This window comes from Allobosea sp. (assembly GCF_030695125.1).
Taxonomy (GTDB): Bacteria; Pseudomonadota; Alphaproteobacteria; order Rhizobiales; family Beijerinckiaceae; genus Allobosea.
On the sequence record NZ_JAUYTP010000031.1, the window covers coordinates 310829 to 332111 of the forward strand.

General features: G+C 68.3%; 20 protein-coding genes. 12 read left to right on the top strand and 8 right to left on the bottom strand.

Annotation, left to right across the window (positions count from 1 at the left end; genetic code table 11):
- Positions 1-15: 15 nt before the first annotated feature.
- From Q8S38_RS13430 to Q8S38_RS13450, 5 genes are all read left to right on the top strand, one after another.
- Entirely contained in the window at positions 16-753 is a 738-nt protein-coding gene (locus tag Q8S38_RS13430; RefSeq protein WP_305680919.1) for an ABC transporter ATP-binding protein, read from the top strand.
- A 202-nt stretch (positions 754-955) separates the two neighbouring features.
- A complete protein-coding gene (locus Q8S38_RS13435) occupies positions 956-2005 on the top strand; it encodes a Gfo/Idh/MocA family protein (protein ID WP_305680920.1) in 1050 nt (349 codons plus the stop codon).
- A 5-nt stretch (positions 2006-2010) separates the two neighbouring features.
- Complete coding sequence (locus Q8S38_RS13440; RefSeq protein ID WP_305680921.1) at positions 2011-3906, top strand: bifunctional sugar phosphate isomerase/epimerase/4-hydroxyphenylpyruvate dioxygenase family protein; 1896 nt, start codon at positions 2011-2013, stop codon at positions 3904-3906.
- Positions 3907-3973: 67 nt separating this feature from the next.
- Positions 3974-4261, top strand: coding sequence for a type II toxin-antitoxin system RelE/ParE family toxin (locus Q8S38_RS13445; RefSeq protein ID WP_305680922.1), 288 nt, complete (start codon positions 3974-3976; stop codon positions 4259-4261).
- A gap of 1 nt (position 4262) precedes the next feature.
- Positions 4263-4547, top strand: coding sequence for an addiction module antidote protein (locus Q8S38_RS13450; protein WP_305680923.1), 285 nt, complete (start codon positions 4263-4265; stop codon positions 4545-4547).
- Positions 4548-4604: 57 nt separating this feature from the next.
- Here the strand turns inward: Q8S38_RS13450 and Q8S38_RS13455 are convergent, their stop codons facing one another.
- The 5 genes from Q8S38_RS13455 to ccrA all read right to left on the bottom strand — a co-directional run bounded on the left by Q8S38_RS13455 (position 4605) and on the right by ccrA (position 10565).
- Positions 4605-5675, bottom strand: coding sequence for an HD-GYP domain-containing protein (locus tag Q8S38_RS13455; RefSeq protein WP_305680924.1), 1071 nt, complete (start codon positions 5673-5675; stop codon positions 4605-4607).
- Between the two features lie 103 nt (positions 5676-5778).
- Entirely contained in the window at positions 5779-7464 is a 1686-nt protein-coding gene (locus Q8S38_RS13460; RefSeq protein WP_305680925.1) for an acyl-CoA dehydrogenase family protein, read from the bottom strand.
- A gap of 103 nt (positions 7465-7567) precedes the next feature.
- A complete protein-coding gene (locus Q8S38_RS13465; RefSeq protein ID WP_305680926.1) occupies positions 7568-8452 on the bottom strand; it encodes a DMT family transporter in 885 nt (294 codons plus the stop codon).
- Between the two features lie 104 nt (positions 8453-8556).
- Complete coding sequence (locus Q8S38_RS13470) at positions 8557-9216, bottom strand: glutathione S-transferase family protein (protein ID WP_305680927.1); 660 nt, start codon at positions 9214-9216, stop codon at positions 8557-8559.
- A 77-nt stretch (positions 9217-9293) separates the two neighbouring features.
- Complete coding sequence (gene ccrA / locus Q8S38_RS13475; RefSeq protein ID WP_305680928.1) at positions 9294-10565, bottom strand: crotonyl-CoA carboxylase/reductase; 1272 nt, start codon at positions 10563-10565, stop codon at positions 9294-9296.
- 221 nt (positions 10566-10786) lie between these two features.
- Between ccrA and Q8S38_RS13480 the strand changes: the two genes are divergently transcribed.
- On the top strand, positions 10787-11095 hold the full coding sequence (locus tag Q8S38_RS13480) for a hypothetical protein (RefSeq protein ID WP_305680929.1): 309 nt from the start codon (positions 10787-10789) through the stop codon (positions 11093-11095).
- A 28-nt stretch (positions 11096-11123) separates the two neighbouring features.
- Here Q8S38_RS13480 and ubiG read toward each other — a convergent pair whose 3' ends face one another.
- Positions 11124-11894, bottom strand: a complete 771-nt coding sequence (gene ubiG, locus Q8S38_RS13485; protein WP_305680930.1) for a bifunctional 2-polyprenyl-6-hydroxyphenol methylase/3-demethylubiquinol 3-O-methyltransferase UbiG — start codon at positions 11892-11894, stop codon at positions 11124-11126.
- A 148-nt stretch (positions 11895-12042) separates the two neighbouring features.
- Between ubiG and Q8S38_RS13490 the strand changes: the two genes are divergently transcribed.
- From Q8S38_RS13490 to Q8S38_RS13510, 5 genes are all read left to right on the top strand, one after another.
- Positions 12043-13281, top strand: coding sequence for an aspartate kinase (locus Q8S38_RS13490; RefSeq protein ID WP_305680931.1), 1239 nt, complete (start codon positions 12043-12045; stop codon positions 13279-13281).
- Between the two features lie 81 nt (positions 13282-13362).
- Positions 13363-14745: a methyl-accepting chemotaxis protein gene (locus tag Q8S38_RS13495; protein ID WP_305680932.1), complete on the top strand. Its 1383-nt coding sequence runs from the start codon at positions 13363-13365 to the stop codon at positions 14743-14745.
- Positions 14746-14815: 70 nt separating this feature from the next.
- Positions 14816-15856, top strand: a complete 1041-nt coding sequence (locus Q8S38_RS13500; RefSeq protein ID WP_305680933.1) for a phosphotransferase family protein — start codon at positions 14816-14818, stop codon at positions 15854-15856.
- Between the two features lie 175 nt (positions 15857-16031).
- Positions 16032-17309, top strand: coding sequence for an acyl-CoA dehydrogenase family protein (locus Q8S38_RS13505; protein WP_305680934.1), 1278 nt, complete (start codon positions 16032-16034; stop codon positions 17307-17309).
- A gap of 113 nt (positions 17310-17422) precedes the next feature.
- Positions 17423-18514: an NADH:flavin oxidoreductase/NADH oxidase gene (locus Q8S38_RS13510; protein WP_305680935.1), complete on the top strand. Its 1092-nt coding sequence runs from the start codon at positions 17423-17425 to the stop codon at positions 18512-18514.
- 7 nt (positions 18515-18521) lie between these two features.
- Here Q8S38_RS13510 and Q8S38_RS13515 read toward each other — a convergent pair whose 3' ends face one another.
- Positions 18522-18800: a hypothetical protein gene (locus Q8S38_RS13515; RefSeq protein WP_305680936.1), complete on the bottom strand. Its 279-nt coding sequence runs from the start codon at positions 18798-18800 to the stop codon at positions 18522-18524.
- Between the two features lie 83 nt (positions 18801-18883).
- Between Q8S38_RS13515 and Q8S38_RS13520 the strand changes: the two genes are divergently transcribed.
- Positions 18884-20377 (top strand): carboxypeptidase M32, encoded by a 1494-nt coding sequence (locus Q8S38_RS13520; protein WP_305680937.1) that lies wholly within the window; start codon positions 18884-18886, stop codon positions 20375-20377.
- 7 nt (positions 20378-20384) lie between these two features.
- Here Q8S38_RS13520 and Q8S38_RS13525 read toward each other — a convergent pair whose 3' ends face one another.
- On the bottom strand, positions 20385-21134 hold the full coding sequence (locus Q8S38_RS13525; RefSeq protein WP_305680938.1) for an SDR family NAD(P)-dependent oxidoreductase: 750 nt from the start codon (positions 21132-21134) through the stop codon (positions 20385-20387).
- Positions 21135-21283 lie beyond the last annotated feature (149 nt).

Genomic DNA, 21283 nt, shown 5'->3' on the forward strand with positions numbered 1-21283 from the left:
GGAAGGGAGACCGGAATGACCACCCCCATCCTCGAACTCGACGGCGTGGTCGGCGGCTATGGCGCCATGACCATCCTGAACGGCACGACGTTCAAGGTGCGCCGCGCCGCCATCACCACGGTGATCGGCCCCAACGGCGCCGGCAAATCGACCGTGTTCAAGGCAATCTTCGGCCTGCTCAAGCTGCGCGAGGGCGCGATCCGGCTTGAGGGCACCGACATCACCAACTGGAGCCAGCGCAAGCTGCTGGAAGCCGGCATCTGCTATGTGCCGCAGGGGCGCAACATCTTCCCCGAGCTGTCGGTGCGCCACAATCTCGAACTCGGTGCGGTCGCGGCGGGCGCGCACATCACCGACATGCCCCGGCGGATCGAGGCGGCGCTCGACCGTTTCCCGGCGCTGCGCGCCAAGGCCGATGTCCAGGCCTCGACGCTCTCGGGCGGGCAGCAGAAGCAGCTCGAGATCGTGCGCGGGCTCCTGCTCGATCCTAAGCTCGTGCTGATCGACGAGCCCTCGATCGGGCTCTCGCCGATGCTGGTGCAGGAGACCTTCGCGATCCTGATGGAGCTGCGCGCCAAGGGCGTCACCATCCTGATGATCGAGCAGAACGCCCGCTCGGCGCTGGAGATCTCGGACGAGGGCCTCGTGCTCGAACTCGGCCAGACCCGGATGCAGGGCCCGGCCGCGGAGATCCTGGCCGATCCGCGGGTGGCGCAGCTCTTCCTGGGCGGCGCCCTGACGGACGCGGCGTGATGGCTGGCTGCACGCTCGTGCCCTTCTCCCCTCGCGGGAGAAGGTGGCAGCGCGTAGCGCTGACGGATGAGGGGGCGCGCCGCCCTGCGTCAGTTCTGCCCATGCAGAGGACTCATCGGCCCGCGCACGGCGCCCCCTCACCCCAACCCTCTCCCGCGAGGGGAGAGGGGGCCTTTCGTGGCTTGAGCCGGAGATCTGCCCTGTGACCACCCCCCTCAACATCGCCCTCGTCGGCGCCGGTCTGATCGGGCGCGCGCATCTGGAGCGGCTCGACGCCTCCGGCGATTGCGACTGCGCGGCGATCTGCGATCCGACCGATGCGGCGAAGGCGCTGGCGGCCGAGCGCGGCACGCCCTGGTTTGCCTCGATCACGGAGATGCTGGCCGCGATGAAGCCGGACGGGGCGATCATCGCGACGCCCAATGCGTTGCATGTGCCGGGCGCGATCGAATGCCTCGAGGCCGGCGTGGCGGTGCTGATCGAGAAGCCTCTGGCCGAAAGCGTCGCGGCGGCGCAGCGTCTGGTCGCCGCTCAGCAGCGGACCAGCGTGCCGGTTCTCGGCGGCCACCACCGCCGCCACAATCCAATCGTCAAGGCGGCGCGCAAGCTGGTGCGCGAGGGCGGGATCGGCCGGCTGGTCGCCGTGACCTCGCTGTTCCTGATCCGCAAGCCGGACGACTATTTCGACGTCGCCTGGCGGCGCGAGCCCGGCGGCGGACCGGTGCTGATCAACCTGATCCACGACATCGACAATCTCCGCTTCATCTGCGGCGAGATCGAGAGCGTGCAGGCGATGACTTCGAACGCGACGCGGGGCTTTGCGGTGGAGGACACCGCCGCCCTCGTCTTCCGCTTCGAAAACGGCGCGCTGGGCACGGCCACCGTCTCGGACGTGACGCCGACGCCCTGGAGCTGGGAATTGTCCTCGGGCGAGAACAAGGCCTATCCGCAGCGCGACGGGCTCTGCTACCTGCTCGCCGGCAGCGAGGGCTCGCTCTCGGTGCCCGCGCTCGACCGCTGGCATTATGAGGGCCGCCAGGGCTGGTGGGAGCCGCTGCTGCGCGAGACGCTGGCGCTGGCGCCGCTGGAGCCGCTCGCCGAGCAGATCCGGCATTTTTGCGCAGTGATCCGCGGGGCGGAGCAGCCGATTACCGATGCGGCGGATGCAGCCCGCACGCTCGCGGTGATCGAGGCGGTAGCCGAGGCGGCGCGTCGGGGCCAACCCGTCACCATCGACCGGACGAAGGGCTGACAGCCATGACGAACCCCGCGCCGAACCCGACCTCGATCGCGACGGTCTCGCTGAGCGGGGACCTGGCGGAAAAGCTCCAGGCGATCGCGGCAGCGGGGTTCGATGCGGTCGAGGTGTTCGAGAACGATTTCCTGACCTTCGACGGCGGGCCGCGCGAGGTCGGCCGCATGGTCGCCGATCTCGGCATGAGGATCTGCGCCTTCCAGCCCTTCCGGGATTTCGAAGGCATGCCGGAGCCGCTGCGCGCGCGCGGCTTTGCCCGGGCGGAACGCAAATTCGCGATCATGAACGAGCTCGGTACCGATCTGATGCTGATCTGCTCCAACGTCTCGCCGCAGGCGCTGGGCGGGATCGACCGGGCGGCGGCGGATTTCCACGAACTCGGCGAGCTCGCCGCGCGCTTTGGCGTGCGGGTTGGCTATGAGGCGCTGGCCTGGGGCCGGCACGTCAATGACTACCGCGACGCCTGGGAGATCGTGCGCCGGGCCGACCATGAGCGCATCGGCGTGATCCTCGATTCCTTCCACACGCTGGCGCGTCCGTCGCCGCTGGGGCCGATCGCCTCGATCCCCGGCGACCGCATCTTCCTGGTCCAGCTGGCGGATGCGCCGAAGCTCGACATGGACGTTCTCAGCTGGAGCCGGCATTTCCGCTGCTTCCCCGGCCAGGGCGATCTGGCGGTGGCGGACTTCGTGCGGGCGGTCGCCCAGACCGGCTATGCCGGGCCGCTGTCGCACGAGATCTTCAACGACCAGTTCCGCGCCGGCTCGGCCCGGCGGCTGGCCACCGACGGCATGCGCTCGCTGATCGCGCTGTCCGACCAGACCCGTCCGCATCTGCCGCCGCGCGCACCGGTGCTCGGCGTCGAGTTCATCGAATTCGCGCTCGACGAGGAGATCGCGGCCGAGCTTTCCAGCCTGTTCAGCGCGCTCGGATTTCGCCAGACCGGCACGCATGTCAGCAAATCCGTGACGCGCTGGAGCCAGGGCGACATCAACCTGCTGCTCAACACCGAGAAGGACGGCTTCGCGCAATCCCACGCGATCATGCACGGCCCCGGCGTCTGCGCGATCGCGCTCCGCGTCGACGATGTCGGGCAGGCGATGGCGCGCGCGGCCGCGCTGAAAATTCCGAGCTTCGAGCAGCCGGTCGGCCCCGGTGAATTGCAGATTCCGGCCATCCGCGGCGTCGGCGGCTCGCTGATCTACTTCACCCAGCCGACCGGCGACTTGGGCCATATCTGGGAGAAGGATTTCGCGCCGGTCGCCGGCGTCGAGGCGCCGCCGCAAGCCGCGCTTCTCCAGCGCGTCGACCATATCTCCCAGTCGATGGACTATGAGGAGATGCTGTCCTGGCTGTTGTTCTACAGCGCGCTGTTTGCGCTCGACCGCATTCCGCAACTCGCCATCGCCGACCCGGGCGGGCTGGTCGAGAGCCGGCCCCTGGTCAGCGCCAACCAGACGCTGCGGATCGTCCTGAACGGCTCGCAGGCGACGCGCACGCTGTCCTCGCGCTTCGTCTCGGAGCATTTCGGCTCGGGCGTGCAGCACATCGCTTTCGATGCGCCAGACATCTTCGCCGCCGTCGGGGCGATGCGCGCGGCGGGGCTCTCCTTCCTCGATATTCCCGAGAACTACTACGAGGATCTCGAGGCGCGGCACGGACTCGATCCGGATTTCATCGACCGGCTTCGCGACCACCACATCCTCTACGACCGCGATGGCGAGGCGGAGTTCCTGCAGGTCTACACCCATGTCTTCGCGCAACGCTTCTTCTTCGAGATCGTCGAGCGGCGCGGCGGCTATGGCGGCTTCGGGGCGGTCAACGCGCCGGTGCGGCTGGCGTCGCAGGCGCGCGAGGCGCGGCCCGTGACGATGCCGCGCTCGCTGCGGGAGATGTAGGACGTCCGCCGGCCAGAGCGTGTATCGTAGTTGACACTCGGCCGGATGGCCGTGTACCAAGATACACATGTTCAAGGTCGTCGAGACCGCAATGTTCGCCGACTGGCTGCAGGGACTGCGCGATGTGTCTGCCCGGGCGCGGATCGTTGCGAGGATCAGGCGCGCGCAAGGCGGTCATCTCGGCGATGTGAAGTATTTCGACGGCATCGGCGAGATGCGGATCGATCATGGGCCGGGCTATCGGCTGTATTTTGTCCAACGAGGCGCGGAGTTGGTGATCCTGTTGTGCGGCGGCGACAAGCGCCGCCAGGCAGCCGACATCGCCAAGGCAAAACGGATGGCAAAGGACCTGTAGGATGCCCATCGAAACCCGCGATTTCGACGTCCAGAACTATCTGAAGACGCCCGAGGACCAGGCCGCCTATATCGAGGCTGCACTCAAGGAGGGCGATCCTTCTTTCATCGCCGCCGCGCTTGGCGACATTGCGCGGGCTCGGGGGGTGACGGCTTTCGCCGCCGAGACCGGCTTAAGCCGGGAAGCGATCTACAAGGCCTTCAAGCCGGGCGGAAACCCGACGCTCGAAACGCTGGCCAAGGCGACGAAGGCGCTCGGGCTGCGGCTGTCGGTGGTCGCGGCCTGACGGCGGCCCGCAGCGCCCTCATCTTCGGCGTATCATCGCCCCGCCGCCTCCCCGCTTTCAGGCCGCCTGCGCCGTCTTCACGATGACCGTGTGGAAGGCCCGCACCAGCGCAGCGTCCAGCTTCGTGCCCATCAGCACCAGCATGTCATAGGCCTGGTCGGGCGCCAGGGGCGGTTTGTAGCTGCGGCGTTCGATCAGCGCGGCATAGATGTCGCAGATCGTGATCATCCGCACGATGTCGCTGATCTGGCCGTCCTGCAGGCGGTCGGGATAGCCCGAGCCATCGATATATTCATGGTGCGAGCGCACGGCGGCGAGAACCTCCGGGCAGAAGCCGCCCTGCGCCAGAAGCATCGCATGGCCAATCGCCGGGTGGGTGCGCATCACGGCCTGCTCGTCGGCGTCGAGCGCGCCGGGCTTGTGCAGAATATCGAGCGAAATCCGCGCCTTGCCGATGTCGTGCAGCACGGCCGCCCGCGTCACCAGGCGGCGATCGCCGTCCGAAAAGCCGAGCTGATGGGCAAAGCTTGCGGCGAGCCCGGCGACGAGCATGCAATGCTGATAGGTCAGGTCGTCATAGCTCCAGACCACCTGCAACCAGTCGCCGATATCGGAGGCGGCCGCCGCCTGGCCGATCGCCTCGACGGACGCCTCGACGGCGCGCATCGCGATCGGGCGGCCGGCGGCTGCGGAGCCCAGCATGTCGGCCAGGGAGGCCGCCGCCGTGGCCAGATGGGCGCGGGTGAAGGCGCTGGCGCCCCGTTCGAGATCGGCCCCGTCCCGCTCCTGCAGCAATTGTTCGATCGTCACGACGAGGGCCGCCGCGGATGTATCGGCAGGGAGAACCTCGGTCGCACCGATGGCCCGGGCCTGGATCGTCGATCGCGCGGTCATATCGCGCAGGAGGCACAGATAAGGCACGCCCTTTTGCCGATGACGGGCCAATGCGGCGCGCATCGCCTCGACAGTCTGGCGGTTGGCGAGATCGACATCGCTGACAATGAGGGACGGCGGTGCCTGCCGGTCCGTCGCGACCTGCGCGAGGTCAACGACCCGGCAAGGCCCCGCGAGCCCCAGGCGCCGCGTCAGGTCGGGGCTTCCGTCCGATCGGTCAGTGATCAGGATCATTCGGAAAAGTTCCGTTACGGCATATCGCGCCCGAGCCAAGCATGCCAAAGGTGAAGATTGGGTTTTGCCGATCGCCCAAAATACAGGCAGGCCGGCATCCCTCTCAGGCCTCGACCAGCCGGCGTGCAATCACCTGCGCCTGGATTTCCGCCGCGCCCTCGAAGATGTTGAGGATGCGGGCGTCGCAGAGCACGCGGCTGATGGCGTATTCGAGCGCAAACCCGTTGCCGCCATGGATCTGCAGCGCGTTGTCGGCGGCCGCCCAGGCGACGCGGGCCGCCAGCAGCTTGGCCATGCCGGCCTCGAGGTCGCAGCGCCTCTCGGCGTCCTTTTCGCGGGCGGCGAAATAGGTCAGCTGGCGGGTGATCATGATCTCGGCCGCCATCATGGCCAGCTTGTCGGCGACGCGGGGGAAGGCGATCAGCTTCTTGCCGAACTGGACGCGCTCGCGGGCATAACGCAGGCCGAGATCGAAGGCCGATTGCGCCACGCCGACGGCGCGTGCCGCCGTCTGGATGCGGGCGGCCTCGAAGGTCTGCATCAGCTGCTTGAAGCCCTGGCCCTCGACCCCGCCGAGCAGGTTCTCGCCCTTGACGGTGAACCCGTCGAAGGCGAGCTCGTATTCCTTCATGCCGCGATAGCCGAGCACCTCGATCTCGCCGCCGGTCAGCCCCGCGACCGGGAAGGGATTTTCGTCGGTGCCGCGCGGCTTCTCGGCGATCAGCATGGAGAGGCCCTTGTAGCCGCTCTCCGTGGGGTCGGTGCGGACCAGCAGCGTCATGATGTCGGCGCGGACGGGATGGGTGATCCAGGTCTTGTTGCCGGAGACCTTCCAGACGTCACCGTCCTTCACCGCCCGGGTGCGCAGGCTGGCGAGGTCGGAGCCGGTGTTGGGCTCGGTGAAGACGGCGGTCGGCAGGACCTCGCCCGAGGCCAGCTTCGGCAGCCACTTTTCCTTCTGCGCAGCCGTGCCGCCGCAGAGGATGAGTTCGGCGGCGATCTCGGAACGGGTGCCGAGCGAGCCGACACCGATATAGGCGCGCGACAGTTCCTCCGAGACGACGCACATCGAGACCTTGGTCAGGCCCATGCCGCCGAATTCCTCGGGGATGGTCAGGCCGAAGACGCCGAGTTCGGCCATCTTCTCGACGACCTCCATCGGGATGTAATCGTTCTTCAGGTGCCACTCATGGGCGTGGGGCGTCACCTCGGCGGCGCAGAAGCGGCGCATCTCGGAGCGGATCGCTTCAAGAGTCTCGTCGAGGCCGGGATCGCCGACACCGGCGGCGCCGTCATCCTGGCTGAACAGGTCGACGAGGCGGGCGCGGTTCTCGGGCGTGTTGCCCTGCGCGATCAGAGCCTGGGCGGCCGGCGTGTTCGCGGCGGCGATCGCCTTCTCGGAGAGGCCGAGCGCCGCCAGCCTGATGATCTCGCCCTGGCTCATCGGAATGCCACCGAAGATCTGCGCGGCATATTCGCCGGCGCCGATGCGAATGGCGTAATCCTCGATCGCCCCGTAGCGGTCCTCCGCCGAGAGGCGCTCGCCATAGGCCTTGAGTTCGCGAAGCGCCATCACATAGGTCGCGAGCCAGGCGAGGCCGTGGGCGGCGTGCTGCTGCGCTTCGAGCCGGGCGGAGGAGATCTTCCCCTCCACCGTCACCCTCGCCCGCACAGCCGCGATGGCATTCTGCAGCAGGGTCTCGAAGCCCGGCAGCGCGGCGGCGATCAGCGCGGTGGCGCTCTCGGGGGCCGGCTCGGCAACAGGAATGGCGGCGGCTTGTGCGCTCATGGTTTCTCTCCCTTGTGCGACGCAGCATAGGGCGAGATTTCAAAAGCCGGAATGCCTCTTTCGGCGCAAGAATGCCGCATGGCACGCCAATGCCGCTGCCGCGCTATTTGCGGCTGGCCAGCGCGACGCCGATGATGGTGAGCGCCATGCCGGCGATCTGGATCGGCGCCAAAGTCTCGCCGAAGAGGATCCAGGCCTCGACCGCCACCAGAGCCGGCACGAGATAGAGGAAGGTCGCGATGCGCGAGACCTCGCCGCGGCGCAGGATCAGCAGATAGAGCCCGATTCCGCCCAGCGACAGCGCCAGAACCGACCAGGCCAGGACGAGCGCCATGGTCAGGTTCCACTCGATCCGCATCGGCTCGAGCCAGAAGGCCAGCGGCAGCGTGAAGGTGAAGGCGGCGGCGTACTGGATCGTGGTGACGGTGCGCAGGTCGCCGGAGACGATGCGCGCCTTCTGGAAGAAGGAGCCGAAGGTCACCGCGACCATGCCGACGATGTTCACCGCGACGGGGATGAGGATGCCCCAGAGCGCCACCGGATCGACCCCGACCAGCTTGGGCTCCAGCACGAGCGCGATCCCGACGAAGCCGAAGGCGATGCCGGCCCAGCGGATGGCCGAGATGCGCTCGCCGACCAGCGCCGGCGCCAGCAGCGCGGTCAGGATCGGCTGCAGGCCCGCGATCAGGCCGGAGATGCCGGCCGGCAGGCCGTGGCGCACCGCCCACCAGACGCCGCAGAGATAGATCGCGTGGAGCAGGACGCCCGAAATCGCACAGTCGAGCCAGGCGCGCGGCGTCGACGGCCAGTGCGCCCCGACCGCCAGCGACAAGGCCGCCAGCAGCACGCCCGCCGTGGCAAAGCGCACCGCGAGGAAGGTCAGCGCGTCGGCATATTGCGCCGAATAGCCCGCGACGATCCACCCCGAAGACCAGAGGAAGGTGAAGACGAGCGGGACAATGCGCAGGAAGAGGGGCGAGGACAGCATGGGACGCCTTTGCGAGCGCGATGCTCTACAGGCCTTCCGCCGCCTGCAACAGCGCGTCGGCGCCCGCCCGCCATGTCGTGACTGCGGGCGGCGGCGTTACGGCCTCAGTCCCGATCGGGAGCGCCGAGCGGGAAGAGATGGCGATGGGGCCGTGCCGCATCGACAGCGCGCGCAACCGAGGGGCGCGCCAGCAGCCGCGCCCGGTAGGCGCGCGTATTCGGGAAGGCAGCGTCGATCTCGTGGACCCAGTCGGCGTAGAACAGCGAGGGCGCCGCCGCGCAGTCGGCCATGGTGAAGTCGCCGCCGCAGGCCCATTCACGGCCGGCGAGCTGGCCGTCGAGCCATTGATAGGCGGTGTCGAGCAGGGCGCGCGCCTCGGCGACGCCAAGAGGGTCGCGGTCGCCTTCTGCCCGGATCCGGTCGAAGACGATCCGCATCATCGGCGTCATCACGTAATTGTCGAAGAAGCGCTCCATCGCCCGCACGGGAAGCGCCTCCTTCGGCTGCCGGGGCAGCAGGGGGCGCGGGCCGGGGTGATGCAGTTCGAGATGCTCGATGATGATGCTCGATTCGACGACCGTCTCGGCCCCGTCGACTAGCACCGGGAAGCGCTTCAGCGGCCAAAGCGCTGCGAATTCCTCCCCGGTCTTCGGGTCCTCGCTGCTGAGCAGGCGGAGCCGGTAGGGCGTCTGGTTCTCGTCGAGGGCGATCAGCACCTTCTGCGAATAGGAGGAGAAGGGATGGGCAAAGAGCTGGAGCGACATGGGACACCTCGTTCGGCGATTTACTTTACCGAACGTTTAAGTGTTATCGCTCCAGCGCACAAGCCTGATGACCGCGCCTACCCCGCCAGCGCCTCGACCACGTCCTCATAGGTGCGCAAGCCCGTGCGCGGGGCGTAGACCAGCACGGACATGTTGCCGGGCGCGTGCTCGTTCTTCCACATCTTGTGATGGGCGAGCGGGATCTTGTCCCAGGGGAAGACCTCCGACATGCAGGGGTCGAGGCGCCGGTCGATGACGAACTGGTTGGCCGCGCTCGCCTGCTTGAGATGGGCGAAATGCGAGCCCTGCACGCGCTTCTGCCGCATCCAGACATAGCGGGCGTCGAAGGTGATGTTGAAGCCCGAAGTGCCCGCGCAGAACACCACCATGCCGCCGCGCTTGGCGACGAGGCAGGAGACCGGGAAGGTCGCCTCGCCGGGATGCTCGAAGACGATGTCGACGTCCTTCTTGCCGGTGATGTCCCAGATCGCCTTGCCGAACTTGCGGGCTTCCTTGACCCAGGCGTCGTATTCCGGGCTGTTGACGGTCGGCATCTGGCCCCAGCAGTTGAAATCCTTGCGGTTGATCACGCCCTTGGCGCCCAACCCCAGCACATAGTCGCGCTTGGTCTCGTCGGAGATGACGCCGATGGCATTGGCGCCCGAGGCGGCGCAGAGTTGCACGCCGAAGACGCCCAGGCCGCCCGAGGCGCCCCAGACCAGCACATTGTCGCCCGGCTTGATCGTGTGGGGGCTGTGGCCGAAGAGCATGCGATAGGCGGTGGCGAGCGTCAGCGTGTAGCAGGCCGCCTCCTCCCAGGAGAGGTGCCTGGGCTTGACCATGAGCTGGCGCGACTGCAACCGGCAGAACTGCGCGAAGGAGCCGTCAGGCGTCTCGTAGCCCCAGATGCGCTGCGAGGAGGAGAACATTGGGTCGCCGCCATTGCACTCCTCGTCGTCGCCGTCGTCCTGGTTGCAGTGGACGATGACCTCGTCGCCGACCTTCCAGCGCTTCACCTTGGAGCCGACCGCCCAGACGATACCCGACGCATCGGAGCCGGCGATGTGGAGCGACTGCTTGTGGACGTCGAAGGGCGAGATCGGCTGGCCCAGGCCCGCCCAGATGCCGTTGTAGTTGACGCCGCCGGCCATCACGAGCAGCAGCACCTCCTCCTCGCCGATCGCCCAGGTCGGCACCACCTCGACCTGGAAGCTGTCCTGAGGCGGCCCATGGCGCTCGCGGCGGATCGTCCAGGCATACATGTTCGCCGGCACATGGCCGAGCGGGGGCAGTTCGCCCAGTTCGTAGAGGTCCTTGAGCGGTTGCGCGGCGGCCTGCGTCTGCGACATGGTCGTCTCTCCCCTGCTTGGTCTGCCGATTGACGGTCGCGTTGGCGGCTGCGGCAGATTTGACCGAGATCATGCACCATATGTTGCGGCGCGCCATAGGCCGAACGAACTATGATGCGCCGCAAAATCGCTCCGTCGACAGCCCCGGGCGCGCCCGGCGAAACGCAGCAACCCTTTAACGCCCGTGGCGTATGCTGGTGGTCATTTGCCGAGGATACACCATGCGCGCGCTGATGCTGATGCTGGGACTGCCGAACCTGTCGACGCCGCAACTCGTGGTGTTCCTGGCGATCGTCGCGGTCGTGGTGCTGCTGTTCGGCTGGCTTTCGGACCTGCTTCTGGGCGATGGCGGCTTCGGCGTCGCCATCAACAGCGCGGTGGGGCTGACCGGTGCCATCCTGGGCGCCCTGCTCTGGCGCAAGCTCGGCCTGACGATCGGCACCAACCCGGCGCTGACCACGTCCTTCATCGCGCTGGGCGCTAGCCTGGTCCTGCTGATCATGCTGACGACGATCCGGCGCTGGCTTTGACGCAGCCGCGCGAGACGTGCCGCAGCGCTCAGGCGGGGCGGTGCGCCGCCAGCATGTAGTTGACGTCGGTGTCGCGCGATGCCGACCAGCGATCCGTGAACGGGTTGTAGACCACGCCGGTGCTGTCGCCCAGTTCCAGCCCGCCGCGCGTGATCGCGTCGCCCAGTTCGTCGGGCGTCACGAACTTGTCCCAGTCATGGGTGCCGCGCGGCAGCCAGCGCAGAACGTATTCGGCACCGACGATGGCCAGCGCATAGGATTTCAGCGTGCGGTTCAGCGTCGCCATGACGAGCAGGCCGCCGGGCTTCACCGCCGCGCAGCAGGCGGTGACGAAGGCCTCGACATCGGCGACATGCTCGACCACCTCCATCGCGAGCACGATGTCGAAGCGCGCGCCTTCGGCCACCAGCGCCTCGATGGTCTGCTGGCGGTAATCGATCGACAGTCCGCCGGCTTCGGCATGGGCGCTCGCCACGGCGATGTTGGTCGGGGCCGGATCAAGCCCGGTCACCTGTGCGCCGAGCCGCGCCAGCGGCTCGCAGAGCACGCCGCCGCCACAGCCGATATCGACCAGGCTCAGCCCCTCCAACGCCTGCATCGTCCAGGGATCGCGGCCGAAGCGCTCGCAGGCGAGGTCGCGGATATAGGCGAGCCTGACGGGGTTGAACTTGTGCAGGACGGCCATCGGGCCCTTCGGGTCCCACCAGGTCCTGGCGATGCCCTCGAACCGCGCCACCTCGGCGGGATCGATCGTCGAACCGGTCCGGGTCGCGCCGTCGCGCTGCGCGGTCGCCGCCATGGTGATGCTCCATTCGCTGCCGAGCGGGCCTCGTCGCATTGACAGGCCCGCCGCTGCCCGTCATCTACACCCGCCCCGCGCCAGGCGCGAGGGTGACCTTTCGTCCCGGCTGCCGGGATTTGCAAGATGCGAGAGCCTCTGGACCGCCATGGCCCGTCTGGTGATGAAATTCGGCGGCACGTCCGTCGCCACGATCGAGCGAATCCGCAACTCGGCGCTTCACGTCAAACGCGAATTCGACGCCGGCCATGAGGTCGCGGTCGTCGTCTCCGCCATGTCCGGCAAGACCAACGAACTGGTCGGCTGGTGCAAGGAAGCGTCCGCGCTCCATGACCGCGCCGAATACGACGTCGTGGTGGCGTCGGGCGAGCAGGTCACCTCCGGCCTGATGGCGATCGTGCTGCAGGAGATGGGGCTGCCGGCGCGCTCCTGGCAGGGCTGGCAGATTCCGATCTACGGCTCGGACGCGCATGGTTCCTCGCGCATCGAGAGCGTCGACGGGGCAGGCATCCTCGCCGGCTTCGACCGCAACCGCGAGATCGCGGTGTGCTCGGGCTTCCAGGGCATGCACGCGCAGACCAACCGCATCGTCACGCTGGGGCGCGGGGGCTCGGACACTTCGGCGGTCGCGATCGCGGCGGGCCTCAAGGCGGATCGCTGCGACATCTACACCGATGTCGACGGCGTCTATACGACCGATCCACGCGTGGTGCCCAAGGCGCGGCGCATGGACCGGGTCTCCTTCGAGGAGATGCTGGAGATGGCCTCGCTCGGCTCCAAGGTCCTCCAGGTCCGCTCGGTCGAGATCGCGATGGTGCATCGCGTGCCGACCTATGTGCGCTCCTCCTTCGACGACCCCAACCATCCCAATCCCGGCACCCTCATCTGCGACGAGGACGACATCGTGGAACAGCAGATCGTCACCGGCATCGCGTTCTCGCGCGACGAAGCCCAGATCACGCTCCGGCGCGTGGCCGACAAGCCCGGCATCGCCGCCGCGATCTTCGGCCCGCTGGCCGACGCCAACATCAATGTCGACATGATCATCCAGGTCGTCTCCGACGACCAAGCGACGACCGACATCACCTTCACCGTACCGACCGCCGATTACGAGCGCTCGCGGACGCTGCTGGAAAGCCTGCAGGGGCAGATCCACTACCAGGCGCTGCAGGGCGCGACCGACGTGGTCAAGGTTTCGGCGATCGGCGTCGGCATGCGCAGCCATGCCGGCGTCGCGGCGCGCGCCTTCCGGGCGCTGTCGGAAAAGGGCATCAACATCCGCGCCATCACCACCTCCGAGATCAAGTTCTCGGTGCTGATCGACGCCGCCTATACCGAGCTCGCGGTGCGCACGTTACACTCGCTCTACGGGTTGGATTCGGCTTAAAAAGCCACTTAATTTCGCGCAAAATTCTTCAGGGGACTCGTGAGAGGGTCGCATTCGACGACATTTCGGCGAAGGCGCATCTTGACCCAGAATCCGGCTCCCCCTCCCCCCAGCGCGCGGCCCGTGGCGATCACGGGCGCGGCCATCGACAGATTGTTGCTGGCATCGGGCGTGGACGACCGCGCCCGCAGCGTCGCGCGCTCGCTCCTGCCGGTCGTGACGGCTGGAGCCGGTCCGGCCTGCACCGCCTATTGCGAGCATCTCGAGCGATCCGTGCCCGACATGAAGGTGCATGTCGAGCGGCACCGGCAGCCGATCGTCGAGGCCGAGCAGCGGCATCTCGAACTGCTGTTCAAAGGCGAGTTCGGAGAAAGCTACGCGGCGAATCTGAACCGGGCCGCGACGAGCGCATTCGGCGATGCGATGGGCATTCGCACGCGGCTGGGCACGGCGCTGCGGCTGATCGAGCCGTTGTTTGCGGAGATCGGACGGCGGCGGCGCTTCAGCAGCCGCGCCGCGATCGCCGACGCCGCGGCCCTGACGCGGCTGATCCTGTGCGACGCGCTGGCCGCGACCTCCTGCCATCAGCGGGCGAGCCGCATCAGCCTGACGCAGCGCGAAACCGAACTGCATGTCGCGGCGTCCTCCTTCCAGGGCCAGATCGGGCAGCTGTCCCAGAGCCTGAGGATCGCCGCCAGCACCCTGCGCGACTACGCCGCGATGAGCCTCTACCGCTCCGACCAGGCCGACCGGGAGGCGACCCTGGCCGAGGACGCCGCCCGCGCCTGCACAGACCGGATCGACCGTGCGGTCGCGGCCACGAACGATCTGGTCAGCGCGCTCGACCATGTCAGCAGCGAAACCCGGCAAAGCTTCGCGACCACGGCGGAGGCCGTCGCGGACACGCGGCAGGTCGCCGAGTCGATGGCGGTGCTGACCGACGCCACCAGCCGGATCGGCTCGATCGTCACGCTGATCCAGCAGATCGCCAACAAGACCAACCTGCTGGCCCTCAACGCCACGATCGAGGCGGCGCGTGCGGGAGCGGCCGGCCGGGGCTTTGCGGTCGTCGCCAGCGAGGTCAAATCCCTGGCGCACCAGACGGCCAGCGCCACGGGCGACATCGCCACCCAGATCGCGCAGGTGCAATCGGCGACAGAGTCCTGCGTCCGGCATGTCGGCTCGATCAGCCATACGATCGGACGCCTCGAGCAATCGGCGGCATCCATCGCCGGGACCGTGCAGGAGCAATCGATGGCGACCAGCGGCATGGTCTCCGACACGCAGGAGGCGGCGCGGCGTACGCGGGAGGGGCTCGATTCGGCCCAGGCGGCGCGGCTGTCGATCGGCGACGTCGCCAAGATGTCGATCGAACTCGACAGTGCGGCGGTCCAGGTCGAGGCCTCGGCCGGCCTGATCAGCGACGTCGTTTCAGATTTCCTGTCCAACCTGCGCGCGGCGTGACGTCGCGTCGGCAGCCGACAGGGCGCAGGCCGCGTTGACCTTCGCCCCTGCGCTCACGATGATGCCGGCCATGTCAGCCGGCCCAGCCTCCGTCGCCCCCGAATTCGACGCCGCCCGCCTCGATGCCTATCTGCGCTCCGCTTTGCCCGGCCGGGCCGCAGGGCCGATGACGCTGGAACGGATCAGCGGCGGGCAGTCGAACCCCACCTTCTTCCTGTCCTATCCGGACGCGGGCACCCGACTCGTCCTGCGCAAGAAGCCGCCCGGGCCACTGCTGCCCTCGGCCCATGCGGTCGATCGCGAATATCGGATCCTCAAGGCGCTGGCGGGGTCCGCCGTCCCGGTGCCGCCCGTCGTGCTGTTCGAGGCGGATGAGGGCGTGGTCGGCACGCCCTTCTACCTGATGGAGCGGCTGGAGGGCCGCGTCTTCCACGACACCGCCCTGCCCGGCGTGCCCCCCGGCGACCGCGAAGCGATGTATTTTGCCATGGCGGAGACGCTGGCAGCCCTGCACGGCTTCGACTGGCAGGCGGCGGGGCTGGCCGATTACGGCAAGCCCGGCAACTACTACGCCCGCCAGATCGCGCGCTGGGGCCGGCAATGGCAGGAGACGAAGACGCAGGCCATCCCGGCGGTCGACCGCGTCTTCGCCTGGCTGGCGGAGCATCTCGACGAGACGCCCGAGACGACGATCGTCCATGGGGATTTCCGGCTCGGGAACCTGATGTTCGCGCCCGATCGGCCCGAGGTGATCGCCGTGCTCGACTGGGAGCTCTCGACGCTGGGGCACCCGCTCTCGGATGTCGCCTTTTCCTGCCTGCCCTGGCATTCGACGCCCGCCATGTATGCCGGCATCGTCGGCCTCGACCGGCAGGCGCTGGGCATTCCCACACAAGCCGCCTATCTCGACCGCTACTGCAGGGCTGCCGGCCGTGCCGAGGGGCCGGGCCGGTTCCATCTCGCCTTCTCGCTGCTGCGCTTCGCGGTGATCCTCGACGGCATCGCGGCGCGGGCGAAAGCCGGCAACGCCGCGGCCGAGAATGCGGTCGCGGTGGGCGAGATGGCGGCGAGTTTCGCGCTGCGCGCAGAGGCCGTGATCGGGGACGCGTGAGGGACGAAGCCACAATCCAGCGCTCCGTCATCCTGGACCAGCGGCGAAGCCGCGCAGGCCGGGATCCATCATCGGGCCCAGCTTTGCCCTATGGTGGATCCCGGGCCGACCTGCGGTCGCCCCAGGATGACGGCGCGTTTCAGAATTGCAGCGATCAGGCCGACGAGGACACACCATGGATTTCGCCTATTCCGCCCGTGTCGAGGAACTGCGTACGCGTTTGCAGGCGTTCATGGACGCCCATGTCCAGCCCGCCGATGCCCGCTGGCGCGAGGAGGTTGAGGCTGGGCGCTATCCGATCGCGCTGATCGACGGGCTGAAGGCGCGGGCCAAGGCGGAAGGGCTGTGGAACCTGTTCCTGCCGGCGCTCAAGCCCGACGAGCCGGGCACGCGGCTCTCCAACCTCGAATATGCGCCGTTGGCCGAGATCATGGGGCGGATCTACTGGTCGTCGGAGGTGTTCAACTGCAACGCCCCCGACACCGGCAACATGGAGATCCTTCATCTCTTCGCGACGCCGGAGCAGCGGGCGCGCTGGCTGAATCCGCTCCTGAATGGCGAGATTCGCTCCTGCGTCGGCATCACCGAGCCCGGCGTCGCGTCCTCCGACCCGACGAACCTGCAGACCACGATCATCCGCGACGGCGACGACTACATCGTCACCGGCCGCAAATGGTGGACGACCGGGGCGCTGCATCCCAACGTCAAATTCTGCATCGTGATGGGGCTGTCGGACCTCGCTGAGGATGCCGACCCGCACAAGCGCCACTCGATGATCATCGTGCCGATGGACGCAGCCGGCGTCAGCGTCATGCGCAACCTGCCGCTGCTCAACCACCATTCGCCGGAGGGGCATACCGAGACCGATTTCGACGCCGTGCGCGTGCCCGCCACCAACCTGCTGGGCGAGGAGGGCGCGGGCTTTGCGCTGGCGCAGGCGCGGTTGGGGCCGGGTCGTATCCACCACTGCATGCGCTCGATCGGGCAATGCGAAGTGGCGCTCGCGCTGATGGTGGAGCGGGCTTTGCAGCGCAAGGCCTTCGGCCGCACCCTCTCCGACTACGCCAATGTGCAGGACTGGATCGCCGAGGGGCGCATGGAGATCGACCAGGCGCGGCTGCTCTGCCTGCGCGCCGCCTGGATGATGGACACCCACGGCAACAAGGCCGCCCGCACCGAGGTCTCGGCGATCAAGGTGGTGGCGACGCGGCTGCAGACGAAGATCGCCGACCGGGCGATGCAGGTCTTCGGCGCCGCGGGGCTCTCCAACGACACGCCGCTGGCCTTCATCTACTCATGGGGCCGGGCTCTGCGCTTCATCGACGGGCCCGACGAGGTGCATCTGCGCACGGTGGCCCGGGCGGAGGTCAAGAAGCACCAGCAGAGCAACCGGAGCACCTTCGCCGAGCAGGGGGTGCGGGTGCCTTACCGGAAGCCTGCCCCGAGCGGCTGATGGGCTGACAGGATCGTGAGCGCGGACGCCGCATGGCAGTCGCCCGCTGCCGCGACTGGACTCGGCCGCGCGCCGCGTGATGATCGCAAGCTTTTCATGCCACGGGATTTTCCATGAGCCAGCTCTTCAGCCCCTACCAGATCGGCGGGTTGACCCTCGCCAACCGCATCGTCATTGCGCCGATGTGCCAGTATTCGGCCGAGAACGGCCATACGACCGACTGGCACACGATCCATCTCGGCAATCTCTCGCATTCGGGCGCCGGCCTGCTGATCATCGAGGCGACGGCCGTCGAGCCGGCCGGGCGCATCAGCCCGCAGGATGTCGGGCTGTGGGACGACGGGACGGAGGCCGCGCTGGCCAGGACGCTGAAAGCCGTGCGCGCTCATTCCGACATGCCGATCGCGATCCAGCTCGCCCATGCGGGCCGCAAGGCCTCCGTTGCGCAGCCCTGGCATGGCGGCGGTCAGCTCACCCTCGATGCCGGCGGCTGGCAGACGATCGCCCCCTCCCCGGTCGCCTTCGACGGCCATGCACGCCAGCCCCGCGCGCTGACGAGCGACGACATCGCCAGGCTCTGCGAGCAGTTCGCGGAAGCGGCCCGGCGCTCGGTGCGGCTGGGCTTCGCCGCGATCGAGCTGCACGCCGCCCATGGCTATCTGATGCACCAGTTCCTCTCGCCGCTCTCCAACAAGCGCGAGGATGATTTCGGCGGTTCGCTGGAGAACCGGATGCGCTTCCCGCTCGCCGCCTTCGAGGCGGTGAAGGCCGTGGTCCCCGCCGGCTACCCGGTCGGCGTGCGGCTGTCGGCGACCGACTGGGTGCCGGGTGGCTGGGACCTCGAGCAGACGCTCGCCTTTTCGCAGGCGCTGAAGGCGCGCGCGGCCGATTTCATCCATGTCTCCAGCGGCGGCAATTCCGGCGCGCAGCAGATCCCGCTCGGGCCGAATTACCAGGTGCCCTTCGCGCGGGCGGTGAAGCAGGCGACCGGCCTGCCGACCATCGCGGTCGGGCTGATCACCGAGGCCGAGCAGGCAGAGGCGATCGTCGGCACGGGCGACGCCGATCTCGTCGGTATTGCGCGGGGCATCCTCTACGATCCGCGCTGGCCCTGGCACGCCGCCGCGCAGCTCGGCGCCACGGTCAAGGTGCCCAACCAGTATCTCCGCTCGCAGCCCCGCCAGTTCAAGACGCTGTTCGGCTGAGGCAGGCTCAGCCGTAGCGGTAGGAGCTGACCACGATGCGCTTCCAGCCGAAGGACGCCATGCAGGCGGCGTAGGTCTGGTGATAGGCGGGTTCGCCGCCTTGGGCCCAGATGTCGGCGGCCGCCGCGCGCTTGGCCGCCGCCGCACGGCCGAGGCAGGTCGCATCGGCCTCGCCCGACGGGATGGCCGGCGGTCCCGCCAGGGGTTGGAACCCATAGGTCGGGATGGTGCCCTGGCAGGCGCACAGGACCAACAGACCGGCGCATGCCAAAGCCTTGACCGCCATGGGGTTCACGCTCCAGCACCGCATCAGATGACGAATGCTAGCCGCACCCGTGGCGGCCCGCAATCGAGACCCGAGGACACGCCATGACCGCCTATGCCAACCTCTCCGCCCATTTCGGCCGGGCCGCCGCGCTCGGGAACGCCATCGGCATCCTGCAATGGGACAATGACGTGATGATGCCCGCGGGCGCGGCCGGCACGCGGGCCGAGAGCCTGGCGCTGCTGCGGGTGATGCATCACGGGCTGACCACCGATGCCCGCATCGGCGATTGGCTGGCGGATGCCGACGCGGATGCTGGGCTCGGGCCCTGGGAGCGGGCCAATCTGCGCGAGATCCGGCGGCTCTGGACGGTGGAAACCGCCCTGCCGGCCGATCTCGTCGAGGCCTCCTCCAAGGCGATCTCGGCCTGCGAGATGCGCTGGCGGCAGGCGCGGGCGGAGAGCGATTTCGCCGGACTGCTGCCCTTCCTCGCCGAGGTGCTCACGCTGCAGCGGGAGATCGGCCGGGCCAAGGGCGAGAAGCTCGGGCTCTCGCCTTACGACGCGCTGCTGAACGACTACGAGCCGGGCGGCCGCTCGGCCAAGATCGATGCGCTCTTCGACGATCTCGCCGCCTTCCTGCCGGACTTCACGCAGGAGGTGCTGGCGGTTCAGGCGCGGCGCCCACAGGCGCCCGATCCGGAAGGGCCCTTCGCGATCGAGGCGCAGCGGGCGCTGGGCCTCAGGATGATGGCGGCGCTGGGCTATGATTTCGAGCGCGGGCGGCTCGACGTCTCCACCCATCCCTTCTGCGGCGGCGCCGACAACGATGTGCGCATCACCACCCGCTATGACGAGGCCGATTTCGCCAAGGCGCTGATGGGCGTGCTGCACGAGACCGGGCATGCGCTCTACGAGCAGGGCCGGCCGCAAGGCTATCTCCACCAGCCGGTCGGACAGGCCCGCGGCATGAGCCTGCATGAGAGCCAGTCGCTGCTGGTCGAGATGCAGGCCTGCCGCTCCGAAGAGTTCATCGCCTATGCCGCGCCGCTGATGCGCGAGGCTTTCGGTGGCTCGGGCCCGGCCTGGGAGACCGACGCGCTATGGCGGCGCTACACCAGGGTCGAGCCGGGTTTCATCCGCGTCGATGCCGACGAGGTGACCTATCCGGCCCATGTCATCCTGCGCTACCGGCTGGAAAAGGCGCTGATCGCCGACGCCATGCCGCTGTCTGAGCTTCCCGCCGCCTGGAATGCCGGCATGAAGGATCTGCTTGGCGTGACCGTGCCCCATGACCGGCTCGGCTGCCTGCAGGACGTCCATTGGCCGAGCGGCGGCTGGGGCTATTTCCCGACCTATACGCTGGGCGCCATGACCGCCGCGCAGATCTTCGCGGCGGCCTGCCAGGCGCAGCCCGAGATCCTGCCCGGCATCGGCCGGGGCGATTTTGCGCCGCTGCTGGCCTGGCTGAGGACCAACATCCACAGCCTGGGCTGCCTGCTGGAGACCGACGATCTGCTGACGCAGGCGACGGGCCGCCCGCTCGATGCCGGGGTGTTCAAGGCGCATCTGCGGGCGCGTTACACCACGCAGGGCTGAGCCCCTCTCAGGGCCCGACGAGCTGGCCGCCATCGACGACGATGGTCTGGGCGGTGACCCAGCTCGCCTTGGCCGAGGCCAGGAACAGCACGACCTCGGCAACCTCTTCCGGCTTGCCCATGCGGCCGAAGGGGATGCTGGCCAGCGTCGCGTTGTAGAGAGCGGGGTTGGAGGTCCTGCGGTCCTCCCAGGTGCCGCCGGGAAACTCGATCGAGCCCGGCGCGACGCCGTTCACGCGAATGCCCTTCGCCGCCAGCATCTTGGCCTGGCTGGCGGTGTAGTGGATCACGGCGGCCTTGACCGCGCCATAGGGCGCCGAGCGCGACGAGGCCCGCAGCGCCGAGATCGACGAGATGTTGATGATCGAGGAGCCCGGCTTCAGATGCGGGATCGCGGCATGGCTGCCGCGCACGATCGCCATCATGTCGACGCTCAGCGAGGCGGCCCAGCCCTCCTCGTCGTCGCTATGGCCGAAGCCCGAGGCGTTGTTGACGATCACGTCGAGCCCGGCCAGCGCCTTCACCGCCTCCGGCACATAGGCTTGGATGGCAGCCGCATCGGCGAGATCGACGCTGGCCGAATGGGCCAGGACGCCCTGCGCCTCGATCTCGCGGCGCGTCGTCTCGAGCGGGCCTGGATTGCGCGCGCAGATCGACACGGCGGCCCCGCCGGCGGCGAAGCCCAGCGCGATCGAGCGCCCGATGCCCCGGCTGCCGCCCATCACGATCACACGCTTGCCGGTGAAGTCCTTGGTCATGTCGACGCCTTTTCCTGATGGGTGACCACCTTGATAGCAGGATTGAGAGCGCTGATTGCAAATCTCGGCGGCGCGATGAAGGGCGGGCCGCGCTTGGCGCGAATGGCAGCATAGGCCAGTCCCTCATGCCGCCCCTCGGGTGGCCGACG